The following is an 18,657-nucleotide window of genomic DNA, read 5'->3' as shown; positions in this document are numbered from 1 at the left end:
AATGCTCCTGCTCCTCGCATTGCGAGGGGCTGGGCAACGCCATGCCCGAAATCACCCGCTGATCCATAAAAATAAGAGACTTGTATGAACGTACGCTCAGCATTGACCCTTGCCAGCCTTGTATTGGCTCCCCTGACCAGCCAGGCACTGACACTTGACGACAACTTCAGCCTGGACGTGACCTTGGGCGTTGTCAGCGACTACCGCACGCGTGGCATTTCGCAAACCCTGGGGGATCCGGCGGTTCAGGCCGGCGCCACGCTGGTGCACAGCAGCGGCTTGTACATTGGCGCCTGGACCTCGAATGTCGATTTCGGCGGCCCCTACAAGACCCGGCAGGAACTCGAGTACTACGCGGGCTACTACTGGCAGGCGACCGAGGCAATCAGTCTCGATCTGGGGTACCTCAAATACGACTATCCAAAGGAAGGCCAATTCAACATGAGTGAGGTCTACGCCGTCCTTGACGTTTATGGCGTGAAGCTCGGCGCCAGCTACTCAAACGATACGCCGAATTTCTTTGGCGAGGACCAGGACACCCTCTACACCTACCTCAGCTACAAAATCGAATTGCCGGCCGAGATCGGCCTGGACCTGCGCGTGGGTCGCAACGATGTCAAAGACCCGGCGTTCTGGTCCGCCAACGGTGAAAGCCGTGATGCCTACACCGAGTGGGAAGCCAAATTAACCCGTGATTTCGTCGGCGTGACCTGGGGCCTCAGCTACATCGATACCGACCTGTCGAAAAGCGAATGCGCGAGCTGGTACGGCTATGGCGATCTATGCACTGCCACCGTGGTAGCCAGTGCCAGCAAGGCCTTCTAAACGTTAAAAAACCCAGGGTCGAGCGATCAGCTGTGGCGAGGGGGCTTGCCCCCGTTCGGTTGCGCAGCAGCCGTCGATTTTGGGGCCGCTTCGCAGCCCAACGCGAGCAAGCTCGCTCGCCACAAAACAGTATTCGACTTGAGACCCCTAGCCCGTCTGCCCCTCAGAAGAGAACACCGTAATGACCCAGGTCAGCGATAGTCAGCAGCGAAGTCCCCTGATCGAGACACGTTCGATCGATTACATTCCCGAGGCCGAGCGTCATGGCAGCCTCTACAGCCAGTTCACCCTGTGGCTCGGCGCCAACCTGCAGATCACCGCGATCGTCACCGGCGCCCTGGCCGTGGTGCTGGGTGGCGATGTGTTCTGGTCACTGATTGGTTTGCTGATCGGCCAGTTGCTTGGCGGTGCGGTAGTTGCCCTGCATGCGGCACAAGGACCGAAGCTTGGGCTGCCGCAGATGATCTCCAGTCGCGTGCAGTTCGGCGTCTATGGGGCGGCGATCCCGATTGTGCTGGTGTGCCTGATGTACCTCGGTTTCAGCGCCACCGGCGCGGTATTGTCGGGGCAAGCCATTGCCCAGCTGATCGATGTCAGCGACAGCGCCGGCATCCTGATTTTCGCTTCGTGCATCGCGTTTCTGACGATCTTCGGTTATCGGGTCATCCACTTGGTCGGACGGGTGGCCAGCGTGCTGGGCATCATTGCTTTCGTGTATCTGTTTACCCGATTGATGACGCTCAACGACATCGGTCTGTTGCTGGAAAATCGCCATTTCGGCTGGAGCACTTTCCTGCTGGCGGTGTCCCTTTCCGCGTCGTGGCAGATCGCGTTTGGCCCTTATGTGGCTGACTACTCGCGTTATCTGCCAAGCAAGACCTCATCCTGGAAGACGTTCACCGCCGTAGGCCTGGGGACGGTGCTAGGCGCTCAGGCGTCCATGGTGCTGGGGGTGTTCGCCGCGGCGTTGGCGGGCACGGGTTTTCGTGGGCATGAAGTCGCCACCATCGTTGGGTTGGGCAGTAGCGGCGTGATCGCTTCTCTGCTGTATTTGAGCGTGGTATTCGGCAAGGTCACCGTATCGACTCTCAATGCCTATGGCAGCTTCATGTGCGTGGCCACCATTATCAGCGGCTTCCGTCGTGGCTTCGAGATATCCGCCGGCAAACGCATGCTGTTTGTGCTGGCGATTGTCGGCGTGTCCACCGCGCTGGCATTGCTGGGGCAGCACTCGTTTCTCACCACGTTCAAATACTTCATTCTGTTTTTGTTGACCTTCTTCACGCCGTGGAGCGCGATCAACCTGGTGGATTATTACTTCATCAACAAAGAGCGTTATGACATTCCCGCGTTGTCCGACCCGGCGGGGCGTTATGGCCGCTGGAATGGGTTGGGGATCAGCGTGTATGTCCTCGGTGTGCTGGTTCAGCTGCCTTTTGTCGACACTCACTTCTATTCCGGACCGATGGTTACGCAGCTTGGCGGTGTCGATATTTCCTGGATCGTCGGGCTGGTGGTGCCGGGCATTCTTTACTACTGGGTGGCCAGGACAACCGGGCTTGCGGTGTCGGTCGAAGGTAACTCGAAGGCTTGAAGGCCCCGTCGATCAAGGGCGGCAGAGTGGGCGCGGCGATAACTACCTTGTGTTCAAGCGTCTCCTATACTGATCCGCGTTGACAGGTTCAACGCAGATTCTGAAGGCCGTTGGAACAGCAGTCAGCGGCTTCCCTACGACTCAACAGTAAGGAGAACGAACATGGCAATCCGTATTGGCGACGAAGCACCGGACTTTACCGTCGAAAGCACCGAAGGCCCGCTGCATTTCCACGAGTGGATCGGCGACAAGTGGGCGATCCTGTTTTCGCATCCCAAGGACTTCACCCCGGTGTGCACTACTGAGCTTGGCTACATGGCAGGGCTCAAGCCGGAGTTCGATAAACGCAACACCAAGATCGTCGGGCTCAGCGTCGACCCTGTCAGTAATCACCAGACCTGGGCCAAAGACATCGAAGAGACCCAAGGGCATGCGGTCAGCTATCCGATGATCGGGGACGAGAACCTGGTGGTGGCGAAGCTCTACGACATGATTCATCCGAATGCCAGTGGCGGCGCACGGACTGCCGTGGACAACGCTACGGTGCGTTCAGTGTTCATCATCGGCCCGGACAAAAAGGTCAAGGCGATGCTGATCTACCCGATGAGTGCCGGGCGCAACTTCGATGAAGTGCTGCGTCTGCTCGATTCTCTACAACTGAACGCCAAGCACACTGTTGCTACCCCAGTGAACTGGCGTCCGGGCGAGGACGTGATCATTCCCACCTCGGTCTCCGATGAAGACGCCAGGAAGAAATATCCGGATGGCTTCAAAACTGTGAAACCTTATTTGCGCACGGTGGCGCAACCGAAGTAACGATCTGTTGGGAGACCCCAATGCCAGTCAATTAAGCGAAATCCATGTGGGAGCGGGCTTGCTCGCGAAAGCGGCGGCATAGTCAACATCGATGTCGCCTGACACACCGCTTTCGCGAGCAAGCCCGCTCCCACAGGTGTTACTCGCCCTCAAGCGCAAGTTCGCTCAGGTCAGCCCCGCACATCTGTGCCAACACCTGAACCACCAACGCATGATCCTCACGCTGGGGCAGCCCTGAAACGGTGACGGCGCCAATGCACCCCACGCCCTTGACCGACACCGGGAAGCTGCCGCCATGATCGGCGTAATCACGCAGCGGCAACCCCATCAAACCTTCGAGTGAATCGCCCTGAAGCTTAAAGGACAGGCCTACGCGGTATGAGCTGAGTTCCATCAGTTCCACGACATTTCGCTTGCGTCGTGCCCAGTCGGCATTGCTGGCGGAGGTGCCTGGCATCGAGTAGAAAAACACGGTGTCCCGCGCCAGCCTGACCTCAATCGTGGTGGACACGCCTTGCTCCTCGCAGGCGGTTTTCAAACGGGTGCCCAAGTCCCAGGCTGTCGCTTTGTCGAAGCGCTCAAACTTCAGGGTTTCTTCCTGGAGTGCGATGCGTTGCAGGTTGGATTTAATGTCCATGATTGCTCCCTCATCCCTTTCGGGCGGTCGTACTGTTACGCACGGTTAATGTGAACGGCAGCACCACATGGCGCTCGGGGATGGGCTTTTTTTCGATGAGGGCGATCAGCATTTCAACGGCTTTTTGGCCGAAGATTTCGGCGGGTTGCGCAATGGTCGTCAACGCCGGATCACAGTAGGCCGCGAACGGAATGTCATCGAAACCGACCAACGAAATATCGTCGGGTACCCGCAAACCCTGTTGTTTGATGCGCTTCAATGCACCGATCGCCATTTCATCGTTTTCACAAAAGAACGCGGTCGGACGGTCGGCCAAATCCAGAAGCATTCCCGCGCCATCAAAACCGGCCTGCAACGTGAAGTCCCCGTGGCAGATCAATTGCGCATCCGACTCGATACCGGCCTGGTGCAATGCATCTTGATAACCGGCCACGCGGTCGCGTGTGAGCGGGCTGCTTTTCGGGCCTTTGATCAGGCCGATCCGGCGATGGCCCAGATCGATCAGATGCTCGGTCATGGCCTTGGCCGCTGCCCGGTTGTCGAGGCTGATCGTCGGATGCCGCCCGCCTTGAATCACCTCGCAGGCGTTAACCAAGGGCAGTGATTCGCCGTGGGGGAAGGGCGATTCAAACGGGTCGTAGGCGCGCAACTGAATCACGCCGTCGGCCTGGTGGGCGTACACCAGCGCGGCAAATTCCCGTTCGATTTCCTCGCGGCCCTGGGTGTCGCACAGCAGCAGTCGATATCCGGCCGCCTGTGCCGCCTGTTGAGCGCCGCTGATCACCCGCGCGAAAAACGTGTTGGCGATGGCCGGGACCAGAATCACCAGGTTGCCGGTTCTGCGCGAACGAAACTGCACAGCCATGAGGTTCGGCCGATAGCCGGCCTGTTCCACGGCTGCGTTGACCTTGTCCCGGGTTTCGGGGAGTACGCGCTCGGGCGACTTCAGCGTTCTGGACACGGTAGCCACCGAGACGCCGGCCAGCCGGGCTACTTCACGGATATTGGACAAGACGACCTCGTTATCGAACCGGCAGATGTAAACATGGCCGGCGAGCTTACCGCAGTCCGGCCGTGCGCTGAAATGACCTTCATTTTTAATCCCGGGTTTGACACCCGAAGTAACTGAGCTTAAATTTCCGGCATGATGTAACCGGTTACATCATAGTCAAACCTGAGCGCTAATCCGCCCCGAACAAGAGAAAATTCGCGATGAACGTTGCAACGGCAAAAATAAGAATGGGGTTTGTCGGGGGCGGCGAGGGCGCTTTCATCGGCAAAGCCCACCGCCAGGCCGCCGGCCTCGATGGTCGTTTTGAACTGGTGTGCGGTGCATTCAGCCGAGACGCCCGCAACAATCAGGACACCGGTGCCACGCTGGGATTGTCCGCTTCACGCTGCTACAGCGACTGGCAGCAGATGCTGGACAGCGAGCGCGCACTGCCTGCCGACCAGCGCATGGAGCTGTTGGTCATCGTCACGCCCAATCACTTGCACGCGCCAATCGCCAGCCAAGCACTGAGCGCGGGTTTTCATGTGTTCAGCGAAAAGCCCGCGGCACTGAATCTGTCCGAGCTGCTGGCCCTCAAGGCAGTGGTGAAAAGCAGCGACCGCCTCTATGGACTGGCCCACACGTATCTGGGTTATCCGATGGTCTGGCAGGCGCGCAAGATGGTGCGTACTGGCGTGATCGGCGCTGTGCGCAAGGTCATCGTCGAGTACCCGCAGGGCTGGCTGAGCCGGGATGTGGCCAAGCAGGGCAACAAGCAGGCGAGTTGGCGCGATCAGCCTGAGCAGTCCGGGCTGGGCGGCTGCATTGGCGACATCGGCACCCATGCCTTTTCACTGGCCGAATTCGTTGCTGACCAACCCATCGAACAGGTGTGCGCAACCTTGGGTTCGCACATTGCCGGGCGGCAACTGGACGATGACGCGGCGATGCTGTTCAAGATGGCCGCCGGGGCCAGCGGGGTGTTGATCGCCAGCCAGGTCTGCGCTGGCGAAGAGAACCCGTTGAAGATCCGCGTCTATGGCGACAAGGGCGGGTTGGAGTGGCGTCAGGAAGAGCCTGCGAGCCTGATCCATCGCTCCCTCGATCAACCGTTGAGCATCCTTCGCTCCGGTGTCGGTCAGCCCTGGTTGTGCGAGGCCGCCAGCCAGCGCATGCGTTTGCCTGCCGGGCATCCCGAAGGCTATCTCGAGGCCATGGCCAATCTCTATGGTGATTTCGCCACCGCGATCCGCAGCAACGTCGAAGGCAACGATGCCCCCGGCGTGCCGGGCATCGACGTCGGGTTGCGTGGCATGGCCTTCATCGAGGCAGTGATCGCCAATCATCGCGGCGACGCGAAGTGGACCGATCTGGTCTGCAATCCATGAATCCGGAGAACCCTCCCGTGAACCACACCTCCCCAGCACCGACAGGCCTGCGCGGCCCGGGTATTTTCCTCGCGCAGTTCATGTCCGCCGAAGCGCCCTTCGACACGCTCGCCAACATTGCCCGCTGGGCCGCAGCGCAGGGTTACAAAGCCATTCAGTTGCCGACTCTGGGCACGCAATACATCGACCTGGCGCGCGCCGCCGACAGCCAGGATTACTGTGATGAATTGAAAGCCGTCTGCGCCCAGGCAGGAGTCGAAATCAGCGAGCTGTCGACGCATCTGCAGGGCCAACTGGTGGCGGTGCATCCGGCGTTCGATACGTTGTTCGATGACTTCGCCCCCGCGCATTTGCGCGGCCAGCCTCAGGCACGAACCGAATGGGCCATCGATCAGTTAAAGCTCGCCGCGCGCGCCAGCCAACGCTTGGGGCTGAAGGCGCACGCGACGTTTTCCGGTGCGCTGCTCTGGCCTTACGTCTACCCGTGGCCGCAACGCCCGAGCGGTCTGGTCGAGCAGGGTTTTGCCGAACTGGCCAAGCGCTGGTTGCCTATCCTTGACAGTTTCGAGCAAGCCGGCGTCGACCTCTGCTACGAGATCCATCCCGGCGAAGACCTGCACGACGGCGCCTCGTTCGAGCGTTTCCTTGAGGCCGTCGATCACCATCCGCGCGCTGCGATCCTCTACGACCCGAGTCATCTGCTGCTTCAGCAAATGGACTATCTGGGCTTCATCGATCGCTACCACGAGCGCATCCGCATGTTCCACGTCAAGGACGCCGAGTTCCGGCCCGACGCCCGTTCGGGTGTCTATGGCGGTTATCAAGGTTGGGTCGAGCGGCCTGGCCGCTTCCGTTCTCTGGGCGATGGGCAGATCGATTTCAAATCGATTTTCAGCAAATTGACTCAGTACGACTTTGCCGGCTGGGCGGTTCTGGAATGGGAGTGTTGCCTGAAGGATTCGGAGCAGGGCGCCGCAGAAGGAGCGGCCTTCATCCGGCAGCACATGATCAGCAAAACCCGAAAGGCGTTTGACGATTTCGCCAGCGTGGCGTCCGACGAAGGTTTCAATCGTCGACTGCTGGGTTTGCCCGACGCCTGAATACAACCTTGTTCGTTCCTCTCTCCGCAAAAAAACAATAAGACGGTGACTGATATGACCACGATGACTGCGCGATTAAGCGTAATGATGTTCTTGCAGTTCTTCATCTGGGGCGGATGGTTCGTGACCCTCGGCACCTTTCTCTCCAGTAACCTGGGGGCCAGCGGCGGGCAGATCGGCATGGCGTTCTCGACGCAGTCCTGGGGCGCGATCATCGCGCCCTTTGTGATCGGGTTGATTGCCGACCGCTACTTCAATGCCGAGCGCATTCTTGCGGTGTTGCATCTGATCGGCGCGGTGCTGCTGTTGCAACTCTATCGAGCGCCTGACTTCAGTGCGTTTTACCCGTTTGTGCTGGCCTACATGATGATCTACATGCCGACGCTGGCATTGGTGAATTCGGTGGCGTTCCGGCAGATGCGCGACCCGGCCCTGGAGTTCTCGCGGATCAGAGTGTGGGGCACCATTGGCTGGATCGTGGCGGGCGTGGTGATCAGCTTTGTGTTTGCCTGGGATTCGCAACAAGCGATCTCATCCGGTGGCTTGCGCAATACGTTTCTGATGTCGGCCATCGCCTCCCTCGTGCTCGGGCTCTACAGCTTCAGCCTGCCGCGCACCGCGCCGCTCAAACCTGAGCCGGGCAGTGTCGGCTTAAAGCAAATGCTGGGGCTGGACGCCTTGGGTTTGTTGAAGGACCGCAGTTACCTGGTGTTCTTCATCGCCTCTATTTTGATCTGCATTCCACTGGCGTTTTATTACCAGAATGCCAACCCGTTTCTGGCGGAAATCGGCGTGACCAATCCAACCGCCAAGATGGCGATCGGGCAAGTCTCGGAAGTGCTGTTCATGTTGCTCCTGCCGCTGTTCATTCAGCGTTTCGGCATCAAGATCGCGCTGTTGGTGGGGATGCTGGCGTGGGCGTTGCGCTATCTGCTGTTCGCCTACGGCAACAACGGCGACCTGGCCTTCATGTTGTTCACCGGCATTGCCTTGCATGGAATCTGCTACGACTTCTTCTTTGTTTCGGGGCAGATCTACACCGATGCCAAAGCGTCGGAGCGTTTCAGAAGCTCCGCGCAAGGGTTGATCACGCTCGCGACGTACGGCTTGGGCATGCTGATTGGCTTTTGGGTGGCCGGGGCGGTGACCGATCACTATGCGTCGGCTGAGAGCCATGACTGGAAAAGCATCTGGCTGTTCCCGGCAGGGTTCGCGTTGGCGATATTTTTCTGTTTTTCGCTGGCCTTCAAAGGACGGCAACGCGTGGCAGCGCCGTCGAGTATTTGAATAATGCCCCGAGTCTGAAAAACACCGTCGGACCCTGTGGGAGCGGGCTTGCTCGCGAAAGCGTATGTCAGGCGACGCCAATGTTGACTGTGCCGCCGCCATCGCGGGCAAGCCCGCTCCCACAGTGGCCGGTGTTGTTTGCAAAATTTGTGTATTCGCCAATCCCCTTGTGGGAGCGGGCTTGCCCGCGATGGCGGTGTGTCAGGCGACATCAATGTTGATTGTGCCGCCGCTTTCGCGAGCAAGCCCGCTCCCACAGGGTTTGCGATTAACCGACTGGCATTTCAGGGGTTATGGAACGCGCTTCACTCAAGGCGCGCCGAACAGCATCGTCCAATAAACACCCTCGTCACTGCGCGAATCGGCGGCATAGGCCGCGCCCACTTGGGTAAACATCGGGTTCATCAGGTTGGCGCAATGCCCAGGGCTGGCCAGCCAGCCGGCCATTGCCTTGCTCGGTGAGCTTTGCCCGGCGGCGATGTTCTCGCCAATCTGCCGGCCTCGATAACCGGCGGCTTTGGCTCGATCCAATGGCATATCACCGTCGGGATCGCGGTGGGCGAAGTAATTGCCGTAGGCCATCGCCTTGCTGTGCCCTTGCGCGGCGGCCCCGAGGGCGGCATTCCAGGTCAACGGCCGTGCGGCGGCAAAGCGTTTGCGCCCGCACAGGCGCGGCCTGGCCCGTGCCGCATTGACCTGTGCCAGCAACGCCTTGCCCGCTTCTCGCGAATCGCCGACACGTCCGTCGAGCACCGGTTGTGCCAGCACCACCTGCCATTCGCTACGGGAGCGAGTGACGCCGATATCGGCATACTGGGTATCGAGCAGCGCCCCGCAGTAGTCGCTCTCAAGCATGTCAAACGCCTCATCGGCATCTTGCGCGCCGACCACGCGAATGGTGCGCACCGTCACCGCTTGATAGCCCTTAGCTTTCAAGGCGCTCCGCAAACCGCCGCCATAGCCGACCGGCAGCGCCAGGTTCGATTTCAGCGACAGCGGCCGCAACGGCTTGACCGAACGCCCGGCACAGCGATCGGGATCGGCGCGGTAGTCGTTGATGACTTCCACCAGTTGCCGCTCCCCACTGGCATGGGCGGGGCTGGCGAATAGCGGGAGCAAAGGCATCAGGCACAGAGAGATAAAGCGACAGCGGCGGACGGTTGGGCGCATGAACGGACAGCTCTGATGAGATGACGACGATAGGGGGACAGAAACGAGCAATGACCGTAGGAGCGCTTCGTTGGATGAGCTTCTTTTACGGCACGGCTAAGACTGCGGGTCTGAAGACTGGTTCACGAGGGGAGGAGACAAATTTAGCGCCGCCGCCGTGGGGGCTGATCCGGCCATTCACCCAAGGACATCAGGCTCTCGGGCTGGTACCGTACTGGCATCCTTCAGGAGTACAGGGACATGACGAAAACCAGGGGTGACAACGACTGGGTAAAGCGCTCGGCTCAGCCGTTGAAGATGGAGCGTATCGAAGCCTTTTTTGGCGGCCATGGGTTTACGCCGCATCGCCACGATACGTACGCCATCGGACGAACGCTGTCGGGTGTTCAAAGCTTCCAGTACCGCAACACCAAGCGTCACAGCCTGCCCGGGAAAACCGTCGTTTTGCATCCGGACGAAGTGCATGACGGTGAAGCCGGCACCGAAGCGGGTTTTCATTATCGGATGATCTACATCGAACCCGCTTTGATTCAGCAAGTATTAGGCGGCAAACCCTTGCCCTTCATCGAGGGTGGTATATCGAGCGACCCACGGCTTTATGCCGCGACCCAAGTGCTGCTGCAGAGCCTCGACGCTTGCATCGAGCCTCTGGAAGAAGACGATGCCATTTACGATCTCGCGCAAGCGCTGGATGTGAACTCGGGGCAACGCGGGCGGCGCAAGTCGTTTGACTTTGTAGCGGCCGAACGCGCGCGCGCGTTGATTCATGAGTCGCTGGATCGAGTCATTACCCTGGAGGAGTTAGCGCAGGCCAGTGGTCGAGACCGCTGGAGCCTGAGCCGTGATTTTCGTGCGCTGTACGGTACGAGCCCCTATCGATACATGACTCAACGACGCCTCGATCTGGCAAGAGCACTGATGTTCGGGGGCCACTCGATGGCGGAGGCGGCCGTCTCCGCAGGCTTTTTCGATCAAAGCCACATGACGCGTCAATTCACCCAGACCTACGGCGTCTCACCCGGTCGATGGATGAAAAGGCTGGGCCTTGTTTAAGGGCGCTCGACTTGCACAATCATGCAATACGCAGTGCTGATCCTCTCCTAAAGTCAGCCCTCGATAACTTGGCTAGTGAGGGCGACTCAAATGCATTCCCAACCCGGCGTGACAACCTGCACCGCGATTAACTTTGCCGAAAAACTGGCTTTGTTCAGCGAGCAATGGGCGCCCAAGGTCATTGCCGAAATGAACGACTACCAGTTCAAGGTGGTGAAAATCGAAGGCGACTTTGTCTGGCATTCCCATGCCGACACCGATGAAACCTTCATTGTCCTCGAAGGCGTGCTTCGCATCGATTTTCGAGAGGGGGCCGTCGTGGTCAGGCAGGGGGAAATGTACGTCGTCCCCAAGGGCGTCGAACACAAGCCTTATGCTGAGCGAGAGGTGAGGATGCTACTGATCGAGCCGCGTGGCGTGCTGAATACCGGCGATCAGGAGGGAGAAAGAACCGCAATCAATGATGTCTGGATTTAAACGCTTCAGTTTTTTCTCCATTTTTGTATGAGGGCTTTGAGACTCTATCGGTACATCTGCCAGCAAGCATTCAGGAACGCAGTGTCATTCTCTGAATCAACGAATTAGCGGCGTTTTCGTTGAAAAGGCTCGATGACGGGTGGCGAAGTGCCTCTCGTCGGAAGACAACGCGGCTATTTCGCGCTTTTCAGCTATTCTTGCGGCATCTGGACGGTGGCCATGACGTACTGGCACACGATGCGCAAGGAAGGGATGACAAAATGGATGATGTGCATTGCGTGCAAGTTATCGCTGTAACGGGCGGTAAAGGTGGCGTGGGCAAGACAACGGTGGCGGTTAACCTTTCGTTGGCGCTGGCGAAAATGGGGCGGCGCGTCGTATTGCTGGACGCCGATCTGGGCCTGGCGAATATCGATATTCTGTTGGGGCTGACGCCGCGCTACACACTGGCCGATGTCATCGAAGGGCGTTGCGAGCTGTCCGAGGTGCTGTTGCCTGGGCCTGGAGGCATTCGTGTGGCCCCGGCCTCTTCGGGATTGCAGAGCATGATTCATCTGGAGCCGGCGCAATACCGTGCGCTGATCCAGTCCTTTAGCGATATTGGCGATAAGCTGGATGTGCTGGTGATCGATACGGCCGCCGGTATCGGTGGCTCAGTGGTCAATTTCATCCGCGCGGCACAGGAAGTGATGGTGGTTGTGTGCGATGAACCCACCTCGATCAGCGGCGCCTACGGGCTGATCAAACTACTCAATCTGAACTACGGTATGCACCGTTTTCGCGTGCTGGCCAACATGACGAACAGCCCGGCGGAAGGTCGCAATCTGTTTGCCAAGCTGGAAAAAATTACCGATATGTTCCTTGATGTCTCGCTGCAGTACGTCGGCGCGGTGCCGAACGACGAATGTGCGCACAAGGCCGCGCAGAAGGGGCGTGCAGTGGTTGAAGCCTTTCCCCGCTCCAAATGCGCTCAAGCCTTCCAGGCCCTTGCTCACAACGTCGATACCTGGCCTTTGCCGACTCATCCGCGAGGGCATGTGGAGTTCTTCGTTGAGCAACTTGTGCAGAATTCGGGCAGGTGAGCCTGCTCGATGTTTAAAACCCGCGAGTAAACCGCTTTTCGTAGGAGCCAGGCTTGCCGGCGAAGGCGCTCTTAAAGACGCCTTCGCCGGCAAGCCTGGCTCCTACATGTCCGATTTGCCCTTAACTGACTGGCATTACGCCTTGTGCGGGCTTTTCGTCTGTACAAGTTCAAATCACAACTTGTAGCCGATCTGCCGCAGCAAATTCTTGCGCCACAGAATGTCTTCATCGCCTTCAATGTCTTTGGCACAAAAGCCATCCACCACGCCCAAAATCCCGCGCCCCTGTTCCGTCTCAGCAACAATCACTTCAGTCGGATTGGCCGTTGCACAAAAAACACGGCACACCTCTGGAACCATTTTGACGGCGTTCAACACGTTCAGCGGATAGAAACCGTCGCCGAGGAAAATGATGAAGCTATGGCCCGCGGCAATGGCTTGCGCATTTTTCTGTGCAAGTTCGATCATGGCGGTATCGGTGCCAGACCATCGCACCAGGCATTTGCCGGAGGCTTCACAAAAGGCCAGGCCAAACTGGATGCCTGGCACGGCGTTGACCAAGGCTTCGTGGATGTCCTCGACGGACTTGATGAAGTGCGTCTGTCCCAAAATGAAGTTCGTCTCTTGCGGCTTGTCGATTTTCAACGTGATGAGTTGCATTTCAAACGCCTCCTTTCACGATGCTGCGAACCAGAGTCTGGCCTCTAATCAAGCCGGGACGGTGTCTTGCTCAGCGGGCGGTGTCTCTGTGTAGACGCGAACTTCACCCAGTTTTCTTATAGTCGACTTGGGCAAGGTCGGTGCATCAAGAAGAATCGAATCAATGCGCTTGCGGATGTCAAAAACGATTGGGCCCAGGATAGCCTCGTCCTTGCCGCTGGCGATTTCGTCCTGAATCTCACGAGATATCGCCCCGAGTTTCTCGGCGGTGTCTTTGTGCCCGGCAGCCCGGGTGTCAAAGTTCAGGAAGGTCTGGACCGAACTCAACACCAGGGTCAGGAGTGACAGGACGCCGGCTAGGTATTGGAGCCATACGGGCGAGGAGTCACTGATTGAGCCAAAGACACTGGCGCTGACGATCGCCGACAGCACCACGCAGGGGATACCCAGTTTCCAGCTGAACTTCTCGAAATCCCGGGCACTGATTTCGTGTTCAATCTGCAACCGAACGATCATGCGATTCCATTTGGTCAGTAGCTCTAGCCGGCTCATGGTTGCAGTCCTTGGCAGGGGGATTCAGAGGAATATTAGCTTCTATTTGGCCGCCTGTTAGGGTTCGCAGACAGTATGACGCTGAGGCGCCAGGCCTTCTTCCTCTCGGAGCTGGCGGCTCATGTCGTCGCAGCTCTGCGACCAGGTTGTCAGCCACGGCGACATCTGGGGTGACTGTTCAGCCAATCCCAGCTCCCGGACAAACTCGGCAGGTGAGACCGTGCCCTTGGCCGCGCGGAACAGACCCCGCATGATGACGACGCCAACTACCCGTCCTTTGCTCACGAAGCGGTGTTCCATAAAGCTCCACTTATCGTCCCAGCCGAGTATGCGGGTATGAATCTCAAACGATTCGAACAGCTTCAGCTCCCGCCGAAACTTGCCCCAGGTATCCCCAACAATCGGCACCGCCTTGTGGCGCAGGGCTACGCGGTAGGCACCACTGCGCAGGACGAAATCCATGCGACCCACGTCGGCCATAGTGAAATAACGGCCATTGGTGACGTGCCGGTTGAGGTCAAGATCGAGCGGCCAGACGCGCATGCGGATGACGGTAGTGGCCAGCCCATCGACCGGCTTGCGCCAAGGGCGACGAAACAGCATCAGGAACAGTCGAAACCAGAGATTCATAAATACGCCGAGGGTTGAGTAGAGCGGTGCACTTTAGGGCGGAGAATGTGAGCGAGATAGGTGCGCAAATGACTTTTTTCATGTGAAAAGCGCAATTGGATCATTTCACGCGCGGTGTCAGCCATTTCAGGCACTGCCCGCCAACAGGTATTCCGCTCAGGAATGCCCCCATAAAAATCATGCATTTTCCTTATGACATTGGATCTCGTAGCGTGTCTGCTCACCATATGGAGATGACCGCCGTGAATGATTCCCGCCTGCGCCTGTACGTTGATGCTCAATTCACCAGCCCCTATGCCATGTCGGTTTTCGTGGCCCTTCGCGAAAAGGGCATCGAGTTCGAACTGAGCCCGCTGGATCTCGACGCGTTCGAAAACCAGTCAGAAGACTATGCCAGCCTCTCGCTGACCCAGCGCGTACCGACGCTCGTGCATGGCGATTTTGCCTTGTCTGAATCGTCGGCGATCACTGAATACCTGGAAGATGTTTTTCCTCAGACGCCGGTTTACCCGCAAGACCAGATGCAACGCGCGAAGGCACGACAAGTCCAGGCGTGGCTGCGCAGTGATCTGCTGCCCATTCGGCAGGAACGATCCACACTGGTGGTGTTTTATGGCCTCAAATCAGCGCCCTTGTCGCCCGCTGCCGAGTCGGCTGCGCGCAAGCTGATCGCTGCCGCACAAGCGCTGCTGGCTGACGGCCGCGAGTACCTGTTCGGCCAATGGTCGATCGCCGATGTGGACCTGGCCTTGATGCTCAACCGGCTGATACTCAACGGTGACGCCGTGCCATCCGCGCTGGTGGAATACGCGCAGCGTCAATGGCAGCGGCCTACGGTGCAGGAGTGGGTCAAATTGCAGCGTCCTGCGCTGTAGCGGTGTGAAGTCAGGTCAACTGCGCTCAATAAATTGCACGATGACCTGATTGACGATCTCCGGATGCGTCACCGGCCCCATATGACCGAGCCCCTCGAGTTCCACCACTTCAACGTTCGGCAGTGCGCCGGTCAGCAGCCGTGCCACTGCCCGTGACGATGCCGGCGAGTCCTTGCCGACCATGAAAAGCACCGGCAGGTTGAGCGAGCGGAATGCCTGCAAGGGCGTCGGCTCGTTCAACAGCGCGTGGGCCCAGCCCTGGACGTTGGCCACCGCGGCGGCAATGGAGGGCTTGCGTTGTTCCGGGGTTTGCTCCCAGGCCCCGGCACCCATCCAGTAGTCAATGAAGTGCTGGGCCGCTGCGTCCAGGTTACCCGCCTCAAGCGCGAGCCCGGCGTTTGCGACGACTTCACGGATGGCATCCGCCTCATTGGGTGGAGGCGATTCAGCGTCGAGCAGGGCAAATAATGTTGGCTCATATAAAACCAGGGCGCGCACCCGGCCGGGGTTCTGCAACGCCGCGATCAATGCCACTGCCCCGCCATAAGAGTGACCGACCAGAATGAGCGGTTCGCCGGCGCGGGCGAGCACAGGCTCGGCGAAACGCGCTTCTTCACTGAGGGTGACGATCCGATCGGTGGGCCACGCCGGGCTCTTGCCGGCCCCAAATGAATCGAGCGCCAGAACCCGAAACTTTGCGGCCAGGTGATCTTGCAATCCACGCCACTGCACCGAGTGACTCGCATTGGCGTGAAAGCAGACAATGCCCGGTCCCACGCCAGCGTCCCGATAAAAGGGTTCGACGGGTTTCATTCTGGCTCTCCTGCAACGACGTTAAAGGGACGAAGAGAGTTATAGATTAACTTCAAGGCTTCGGTGTAGCAGCCAGTCATGATGAAATAGCCGCCCGCTTTTGCTGTCAGCAACACCTGATTTGGAGCACCACATGAAAAACGCCGCCGTCCTTACCTTTGCCTTGATGCTCAATACCGGGTTATTCAGCATGCAAGCAGAAGCGGCGGGGGATGCTGAAGCCGGTCAGAAACTATTTAACCGCATCTGCGGCGGCTGTCATCAGGTAGGGACTTCGGCACGGGGCTCTTTTGGTCCACAGCTCAATGCCATCTTCGGGCGCCCTGCGGGAAGTACGACGGACTACCAGTACTCATCCGCGATGAAATCATCAGGCCTCATCTGGACTCGTGAAACACTTACCGCATACATCGAAGCGCCAAAAGAAGTAGTCCCCGGAACCCGGATGATTTTCTGGGGCATGAGCGATCAGGAGAAGATCGAAAATCTGTTGGCCTACCTCCAGACATTTCAGCCGCAATAATCTGTGCCTCATCAAAATGTTTGCCGCGTAAAGGCTGTACAGGTGATATCAACGAGCCATTTCATCCGTTAAAGTATGCGCCGCCCGAGAGACGGATCCCGGGTATTTCTAATGGAGTGACTCAGTGAATTATCTCAGCAAAGTTGTTGCCGTAGCCCTGTTCGGTCTGGTTCTGGCGGGTTGCACAGGCACCCCGATGAAGACTCAGCAATACGACAGCAACCAGTACACCGTTGTCGGCCACAGTGAAGCGACCGCCACTGGCCTCCTGTTGTTTGGTCTCATCCCGATCCAGCAGAACAACCGTTTCATCCGCGCTCAGAACGCTGCAATCAAGGCCAAGGGCGGCGACGCCATGATCAACACCCAGGTTCAGGAAAATTGGTTCTGGGCTTGGGTCCTGACCGGTTACACCACCACAATCTCCGGTGATGTCGTCAAGCTGAAAACTGTTCAGTAAGCGACAGGCTCTGCCATTGTGGCGAGCTTGCTCGCGCTGGGCTGCGTAGCAGCCCCAAAAAAATCCGACAGCAATTGCCGATTTTTGTGAGTGCTACGCACTCAAGCGGGAGCAAGCTCCCTCGCCACAGGTTCTTCATTCCTTGATCGCACCTCATCCCCAGGCTTTTCCGAGCTCCTCCAGACCCGCGTCTTGCAGGTTCTGCGCACTCATGACCACTCGGAATTTGCAGTTGGCTTGAAAGTTGAGAAAGAAGGGTTCCGCATAGCCGGGAATTTCGGAAGGGTCCTCTATATCGATCAGAAAAATCCCACTTCGCATTCCATCCTGCTCAGTGAAATAAGTCGCCTCAGGCTTAATGGTTTCCAGCACGCGGTTCATGATTTCGCCGATTTTCCCGGACCTGACATGCGCGTTGAAAGGTTCATGGGGAAACTCGACCATCAGTAGCATTTTCATTATTCGATACTCTGTTGAGGTGGCGTGCTCCTTACCCGGATCCTTACTCCTGACGATGATGCCGCAAGCCGTGCATTCAGCCGTGCCAGCGGCGGTGTGTGGTTAAGAATAGCGAAGGGTGAGAGGCTGCCGGGGCAGAGTTACGGACGGTCATTCTTGATGAATCGGCGGCGAGGTCTGACAGCGTCAGGGTGCCTGTTCTTTTGAAAAGGCTAGAGGGTGTCATCACGGTGTCATCGAACGAATGGCAAGCTCCTCGCAAACCGTCTTGAGCGCTCAGACGGAACTCCGTCAGCGGGCTGATGAATTTGCCAGGAATCCCCCTTATGAAAGGAGACGCCTCCCTGTTTGCGGCCATTGACTTGGGGTCCAACGCGTTTCGCATGATGATCGGCCAGTCAGTCAGACGCAATCAGGGGTTCATGATCCAGGAAGTGAAAACCTTGCGAGAGCCTGTCCGTTTGGCGGAAGGGTTTCAGGGAGGGGCGCTGGACGAGTTGGCGCTGGATCGGGGATGGCAAGCACTCGCGCGATTTGGCAAAAAACTGCGCGGCTTCGAGGCCGGTCGCGTGCGGGCAGTGGCGACCAGTGCTGTGCGCGAAGCCGATAATGCCCAACTGTTTCTGGCCAGCGCGGAGCGGCACTTGGGCTTTCGTATCGATGTCATCTCTGGGCATGAAGAGGCGCAACTGGTGTACGCCGGTGTTGCCCAGACGATGATGCCCAGTACAGAAAGTATGCGTCTGGTCGTGGATATCGGCGGCGGCTCTACTGAATTGATTCTGGGGCAGGGCGATCAGCCCCTCTTGACCGAGAGCATTGCGATTGGCAGCGGTACTTTTGGTGCGCGTTACTTTCAGGGCGGCTGTATATCGGCGAAGGCGCTCCTGGAGGCCGAGCGCGTGGCCACTCTGCAGTTTGAAAAAGTTACCCGTCGTTATCGCGCACTGGGTTGGCAGCAGACTATTGGCTCTTCAGGTACTGCACGGATGCTGGCCAAAGTGCTCAAGGCCAATGGTTTGAATGACGATGGTCAAAGCGGTATCACCTACGGCGGTCTGTTGCGCTTGTCGTTGCGTCTGCTGGAAGTGGGGCATGTTAAACAACTCAAATTGGCGGGCTTGCCACCCCATCGCCTGAATATTTTGCCCGGTGGCCTGGTGCTCATGCTGGCGGCGTTCAAGGTACTCGGCATCTCGCACATGAGTCCTTCCGAGCCGGGCTTAAGGTTGGGTGTTCTTCATGGTTTGATGTCCAAACACTAG

At 58.2% G+C, this 18,657-nt stretch carries 21 protein-coding genes; 13 read left to right on the top strand and 8 right to left on the bottom strand.

Features of this window, described 5'->3' with window-relative positions; genetic code table 11:
• The first annotated feature begins 84 nt into the window (after positions 1–84).
• From F6R97_RS05860 to F6R97_RS05850, 3 genes are all read left to right on the top strand, one after another.
• A complete protein-coding gene (locus F6R97_RS05860; RefSeq protein WP_315866232.1) occupies positions 85–825 on the top strand; it encodes a TorF family putative porin in 741 nt (246 codons plus the stop codon).
• A 181-nt stretch (positions 826–1,006) separates the two neighbouring features.
• The gene (locus tag F6R97_RS05855) at positions 1,007–2,419 is read left to right on the top strand and encodes a cytosine permease (RefSeq protein ID WP_315866231.1); all 1,413 of its coding nucleotides are present in this window, start codon (positions 1,007–1,009) and stop codon (positions 2,417–2,419) included.
• A 162-nt stretch (positions 2,420–2,581) separates the two neighbouring features.
• The gene (locus F6R97_RS05850) at positions 2,582–3,235 is read left to right on the top strand and encodes a peroxiredoxin (RefSeq protein ID WP_315866230.1); all 654 of its coding nucleotides are present in this window, start codon (positions 2,582–2,584) and stop codon (positions 3,233–3,235) included.
• Positions 3,236–3,374: 139 nt separating this feature from the next.
• Here F6R97_RS05850 and F6R97_RS05845 read toward each other — a convergent pair whose 3' ends face one another.
• Positions 3,375–3,872, bottom strand: a complete 498-nt coding sequence (locus tag F6R97_RS05845; protein ID WP_038982590.1) for a heme-degrading domain-containing protein — start codon at positions 3,870–3,872, stop codon at positions 3,375–3,377.
• 10 nt (positions 3,873–3,882) lie between these two features.
• Positions 3,883–4,884: a LacI family DNA-binding transcriptional regulator gene (locus tag F6R97_RS05840; protein ID WP_038982591.1), complete on the bottom strand. Its 1,002-nt coding sequence runs from the start codon at positions 4,882–4,884 to the stop codon at positions 3,883–3,885.
• Positions 4,885–5,084: 200 nt separating this feature from the next.
• Here F6R97_RS05840 and F6R97_RS05835 point away from each other — a divergent pair, with 200 nt between their 5' ends.
• Genes F6R97_RS05835 through F6R97_RS05825 form a run of 3 tightly spaced genes read left to right on the top strand, consistent with a single transcriptional unit; the run spans position 5,085 to position 8,638 of the window.
• Positions 5,085–6,251 carry a Gfo/Idh/MocA family protein gene (locus tag F6R97_RS05835; RefSeq protein ID WP_409999786.1) on the top strand — a complete coding sequence of 389 codons (1,167 nt, stop codon included), beginning with the start codon at positions 5,085–5,087 and terminating at the stop codon, positions 6,249–6,251.
• Positions 6,248–7,351 carry a sugar phosphate isomerase/epimerase family protein gene (locus F6R97_RS05830; protein ID WP_315866229.1) on the top strand — a complete coding sequence of 368 codons (1,104 nt, stop codon included), beginning with the start codon at positions 6,248–6,250 and terminating at the stop codon, positions 7,349–7,351. The genes F6R97_RS05835 and F6R97_RS05830 overlap by 4 nt, the downstream gene beginning before the upstream one ends.
• Before the next feature lie 54 nt (positions 7,352–7,405).
• Entirely contained in the window at positions 7,406–8,638 is a 1,233-nt protein-coding gene (locus F6R97_RS05825; protein ID WP_315866228.1) for a nucleoside permease, read from the top strand.
• 309 nt (positions 8,639–8,947) lie between these two features.
• Here the strand turns inward: F6R97_RS05825 and F6R97_RS05820 are convergent, their stop codons facing one another.
• A complete protein-coding gene (locus F6R97_RS05820) occupies positions 8,948–9,808 on the bottom strand; it encodes a CAP domain-containing protein (RefSeq protein WP_038978335.1) in 861 nt (286 codons plus the stop codon).
• Between the two features lie 240 nt (positions 9,809–10,048).
• Here F6R97_RS05820 and F6R97_RS05815 point away from each other — a divergent pair, with 240 nt between their 5' ends.
• The 3 genes from F6R97_RS05815 to F6R97_RS05805 all read left to right on the top strand — a co-directional run bounded on the left by F6R97_RS05815 (position 10,049) and on the right by F6R97_RS05805 (position 12,420).
• Positions 10,049–10,861, top strand: a complete 813-nt coding sequence (locus F6R97_RS05815) for an AraC family transcriptional regulator (RefSeq protein ID WP_038978334.1) — start codon at positions 10,049–10,051, stop codon at positions 10,859–10,861.
• Positions 10,862–10,951: 90 nt separating this feature from the next.
• Complete coding sequence (locus tag F6R97_RS05810) at positions 10,952–11,338, top strand: cupin domain-containing protein (protein ID WP_048397237.1); 387 nt, start codon at positions 10,952–10,954, stop codon at positions 11,336–11,338.
• 260 nt (positions 11,339–11,598) lie between these two features.
• Positions 11,599–12,420 carry a MinD/ParA family protein gene (locus F6R97_RS05805; protein WP_038978332.1) on the top strand — a complete coding sequence of 274 codons (822 nt, stop codon included), beginning with the start codon at positions 11,599–11,601 and terminating at the stop codon, positions 12,418–12,420.
• A gap of 174 nt (positions 12,421–12,594) precedes the next feature.
• Here the strand turns inward: F6R97_RS05805 and F6R97_RS05800 are convergent, their stop codons facing one another.
• The 3 genes from F6R97_RS05800 to F6R97_RS05790 are packed head-to-tail and all read right to left on the bottom strand — an operon-like array spanning position 12,595 to position 14,262.
• On the bottom strand, positions 12,595–13,080 hold the full coding sequence (locus F6R97_RS05800; protein WP_050683381.1) for an adenosine-specific kinase: 486 nt from the start codon (positions 13,078–13,080) through the stop codon (positions 12,595–12,597).
• Between the two features lie 48 nt (positions 13,081–13,128).
• Positions 13,129–13,632, bottom strand: coding sequence for an SLATT domain-containing protein (locus tag F6R97_RS05795; RefSeq protein WP_048397235.1), 504 nt, complete (start codon positions 13,630–13,632; stop codon positions 13,129–13,131).
• Positions 13,633–13,689: 57 nt separating this feature from the next.
• Positions 13,690–14,262: a thioesterase family protein gene (locus tag F6R97_RS05790; RefSeq protein WP_048397233.1), complete on the bottom strand. Its 573-nt coding sequence runs from the start codon at positions 14,260–14,262 to the stop codon at positions 13,690–13,692.
• Positions 14,263–14,504: 242 nt separating this feature from the next.
• Between F6R97_RS05790 and yfcF the strand changes: the two genes are divergently transcribed.
• A complete protein-coding gene (gene yfcF, locus F6R97_RS05785) occupies positions 14,505–15,137 on the top strand; it encodes a glutathione transferase (protein ID WP_174160253.1) in 633 nt (210 codons plus the stop codon).
• Between the two features lie 15 nt (positions 15,138–15,152).
• On the opposite strand, the gene F6R97_RS05780 is transcribed toward yfcF, so the two are convergent.
• Positions 15,153–15,950 (bottom strand): alpha/beta hydrolase, encoded by a 798-nt coding sequence (locus tag F6R97_RS05780; protein WP_315866227.1) that lies wholly within the window; start codon positions 15,948–15,950, stop codon positions 15,153–15,155.
• A gap of 133 nt (positions 15,951–16,083) precedes the next feature.
• Between F6R97_RS05780 and F6R97_RS05775 the strand changes: the two genes are divergently transcribed.
• A complete protein-coding gene (locus F6R97_RS05775) occupies positions 16,084–16,473 on the top strand; it encodes a c-type cytochrome (protein ID WP_050683376.1) in 390 nt (129 codons plus the stop codon).
• Positions 16,474–16,597: 124 nt separating this feature from the next.
• Positions 16,598–16,933 carry a hypothetical protein gene (locus F6R97_RS05770; protein WP_007904831.1) on the top strand — a complete coding sequence of 112 codons (336 nt, stop codon included), beginning with the start codon at positions 16,598–16,600 and terminating at the stop codon, positions 16,931–16,933.
• A gap of 153 nt (positions 16,934–17,086) precedes the next feature.
• Here F6R97_RS05770 and F6R97_RS05765 read toward each other — a convergent pair whose 3' ends face one another.
• A complete protein-coding gene (locus tag F6R97_RS05765) occupies positions 17,087–17,392 on the bottom strand; it encodes a hypothetical protein (protein ID WP_038982729.1) in 306 nt (101 codons plus the stop codon).
• Positions 17,393–17,718: 326 nt separating this feature from the next.
• On the opposite strand from F6R97_RS05765, the gene F6R97_RS05760 reads away from it, so the two are divergent.
• Entirely contained in the window at positions 17,719–18,657 is a 939-nt protein-coding gene (locus F6R97_RS05760) for a phosphatase (protein WP_038982728.1), read from the top strand.

The organism is Pseudomonas sp. JV414, from assembly GCF_032424305.1.
Taxonomy (GTDB): domain Bacteria; phylum Pseudomonadota; class Gammaproteobacteria; order Pseudomonadales; family Pseudomonadaceae; genus Aquipseudomonas; species Aquipseudomonas lini.
This window is presented reverse-complemented; position numbering and strand designations above follow the sequence as displayed.

Excerpts from the sequence above, each read along its gene's own strand:
- F6R97_RS05810 (WP_048397237.1), top strand. The coding sequence starts at position 10,952 with ATGCATTCCCAACCCGGCGTGACAACCTGCACCGCGATTAACTTTGCC.
- F6R97_RS05855 (WP_315866231.1), top strand. The coding sequence starts at position 1,007 with ATGACCCAGGTCAGCGATAGTCAGCAGCGAAGTCCCCTGATCGAGACA.
- F6R97_RS05860 (WP_315866232.1), top strand. The coding sequence starts at position 85 with ATGAACGTACGCTCAGCATTGACCCTTGCCAGCCTTGTATTGGCTCCC.
- F6R97_RS05790 (WP_048397233.1), bottom strand. The coding sequence starts at position 14,262 with ATGAATCTCTGGTTTCGACTGTTCCTGATGCTGTTTCGTCGCCCTTGG.
- F6R97_RS05780 (WP_315866227.1), bottom strand. The coding sequence starts at position 15,950 with ATGAAACCCGTCGAACCCTTTTATCGGGACGCTGGCGTGGGACCGGGC.
- F6R97_RS05820 (WP_038978335.1), bottom strand. The coding sequence starts at position 9,808 with ATGCGCCCAACCGTCCGCCGCTGTCGCTTTATCTCTCTGTGCCTGATG.
- F6R97_RS05850 (WP_315866230.1), top strand. The coding sequence starts at position 2,582 with ATGGCAATCCGTATTGGCGACGAAGCACCGGACTTTACCGTCGAAAGC.
- F6R97_RS05830 (WP_315866229.1), top strand. The coding sequence starts at position 6,248 with ATGAATCCGGAGAACCCTCCCGTGAACCACACCTCCCCAGCACCGACA.
- F6R97_RS05835 (WP_409999786.1), top strand. The coding sequence starts at position 5,085 with ATGAACGTTGCAACGGCAAAAATAAGAATGGGGTTTGTCGGGGGCGGC.
- F6R97_RS05825 (WP_315866228.1), top strand. The coding sequence starts at position 7,406 with ATGACCACGATGACTGCGCGATTAAGCGTAATGATGTTCTTGCAGTTC.
- F6R97_RS05815 (WP_038978334.1), top strand. The coding sequence starts at position 10,049 with ATGACGAAAACCAGGGGTGACAACGACTGGGTAAAGCGCTCGGCTCAG.
- F6R97_RS05765 (WP_038982729.1), bottom strand. The coding sequence starts at position 17,392 with ATGAAAATGCTACTGATGGTCGAGTTTCCCCATGAACCTTTCAACGCG.
- F6R97_RS05845 (WP_038982590.1), bottom strand. The coding sequence starts at position 3,872 with ATGGACATTAAATCCAACCTGCAACGCATCGCACTCCAGGAAGAAACC.
- F6R97_RS05775 (WP_050683376.1), top strand. The coding sequence starts at position 16,084 with ATGAAAAACGCCGCCGTCCTTACCTTTGCCTTGATGCTCAATACCGGG.
- F6R97_RS05805 (WP_038978332.1), top strand. The coding sequence starts at position 11,599 with ATGGATGATGTGCATTGCGTGCAAGTTATCGCTGTAACGGGCGGTAAA.
- F6R97_RS05800 (WP_050683381.1), bottom strand. The coding sequence starts at position 13,080 with ATGCAACTCATCACGTTGAAAATCGACAAGCCGCAAGAGACGAACTTC.
- F6R97_RS05760 (WP_038982728.1), top strand. The coding sequence starts at position 17,719 with ATGAAAGGAGACGCCTCCCTGTTTGCGGCCATTGACTTGGGGTCCAAC.
- F6R97_RS05795 (WP_048397235.1), bottom strand. The coding sequence starts at position 13,632 with ATGAGCCGGCTAGAGCTACTGACCAAATGGAATCGCATGATCGTTCGG.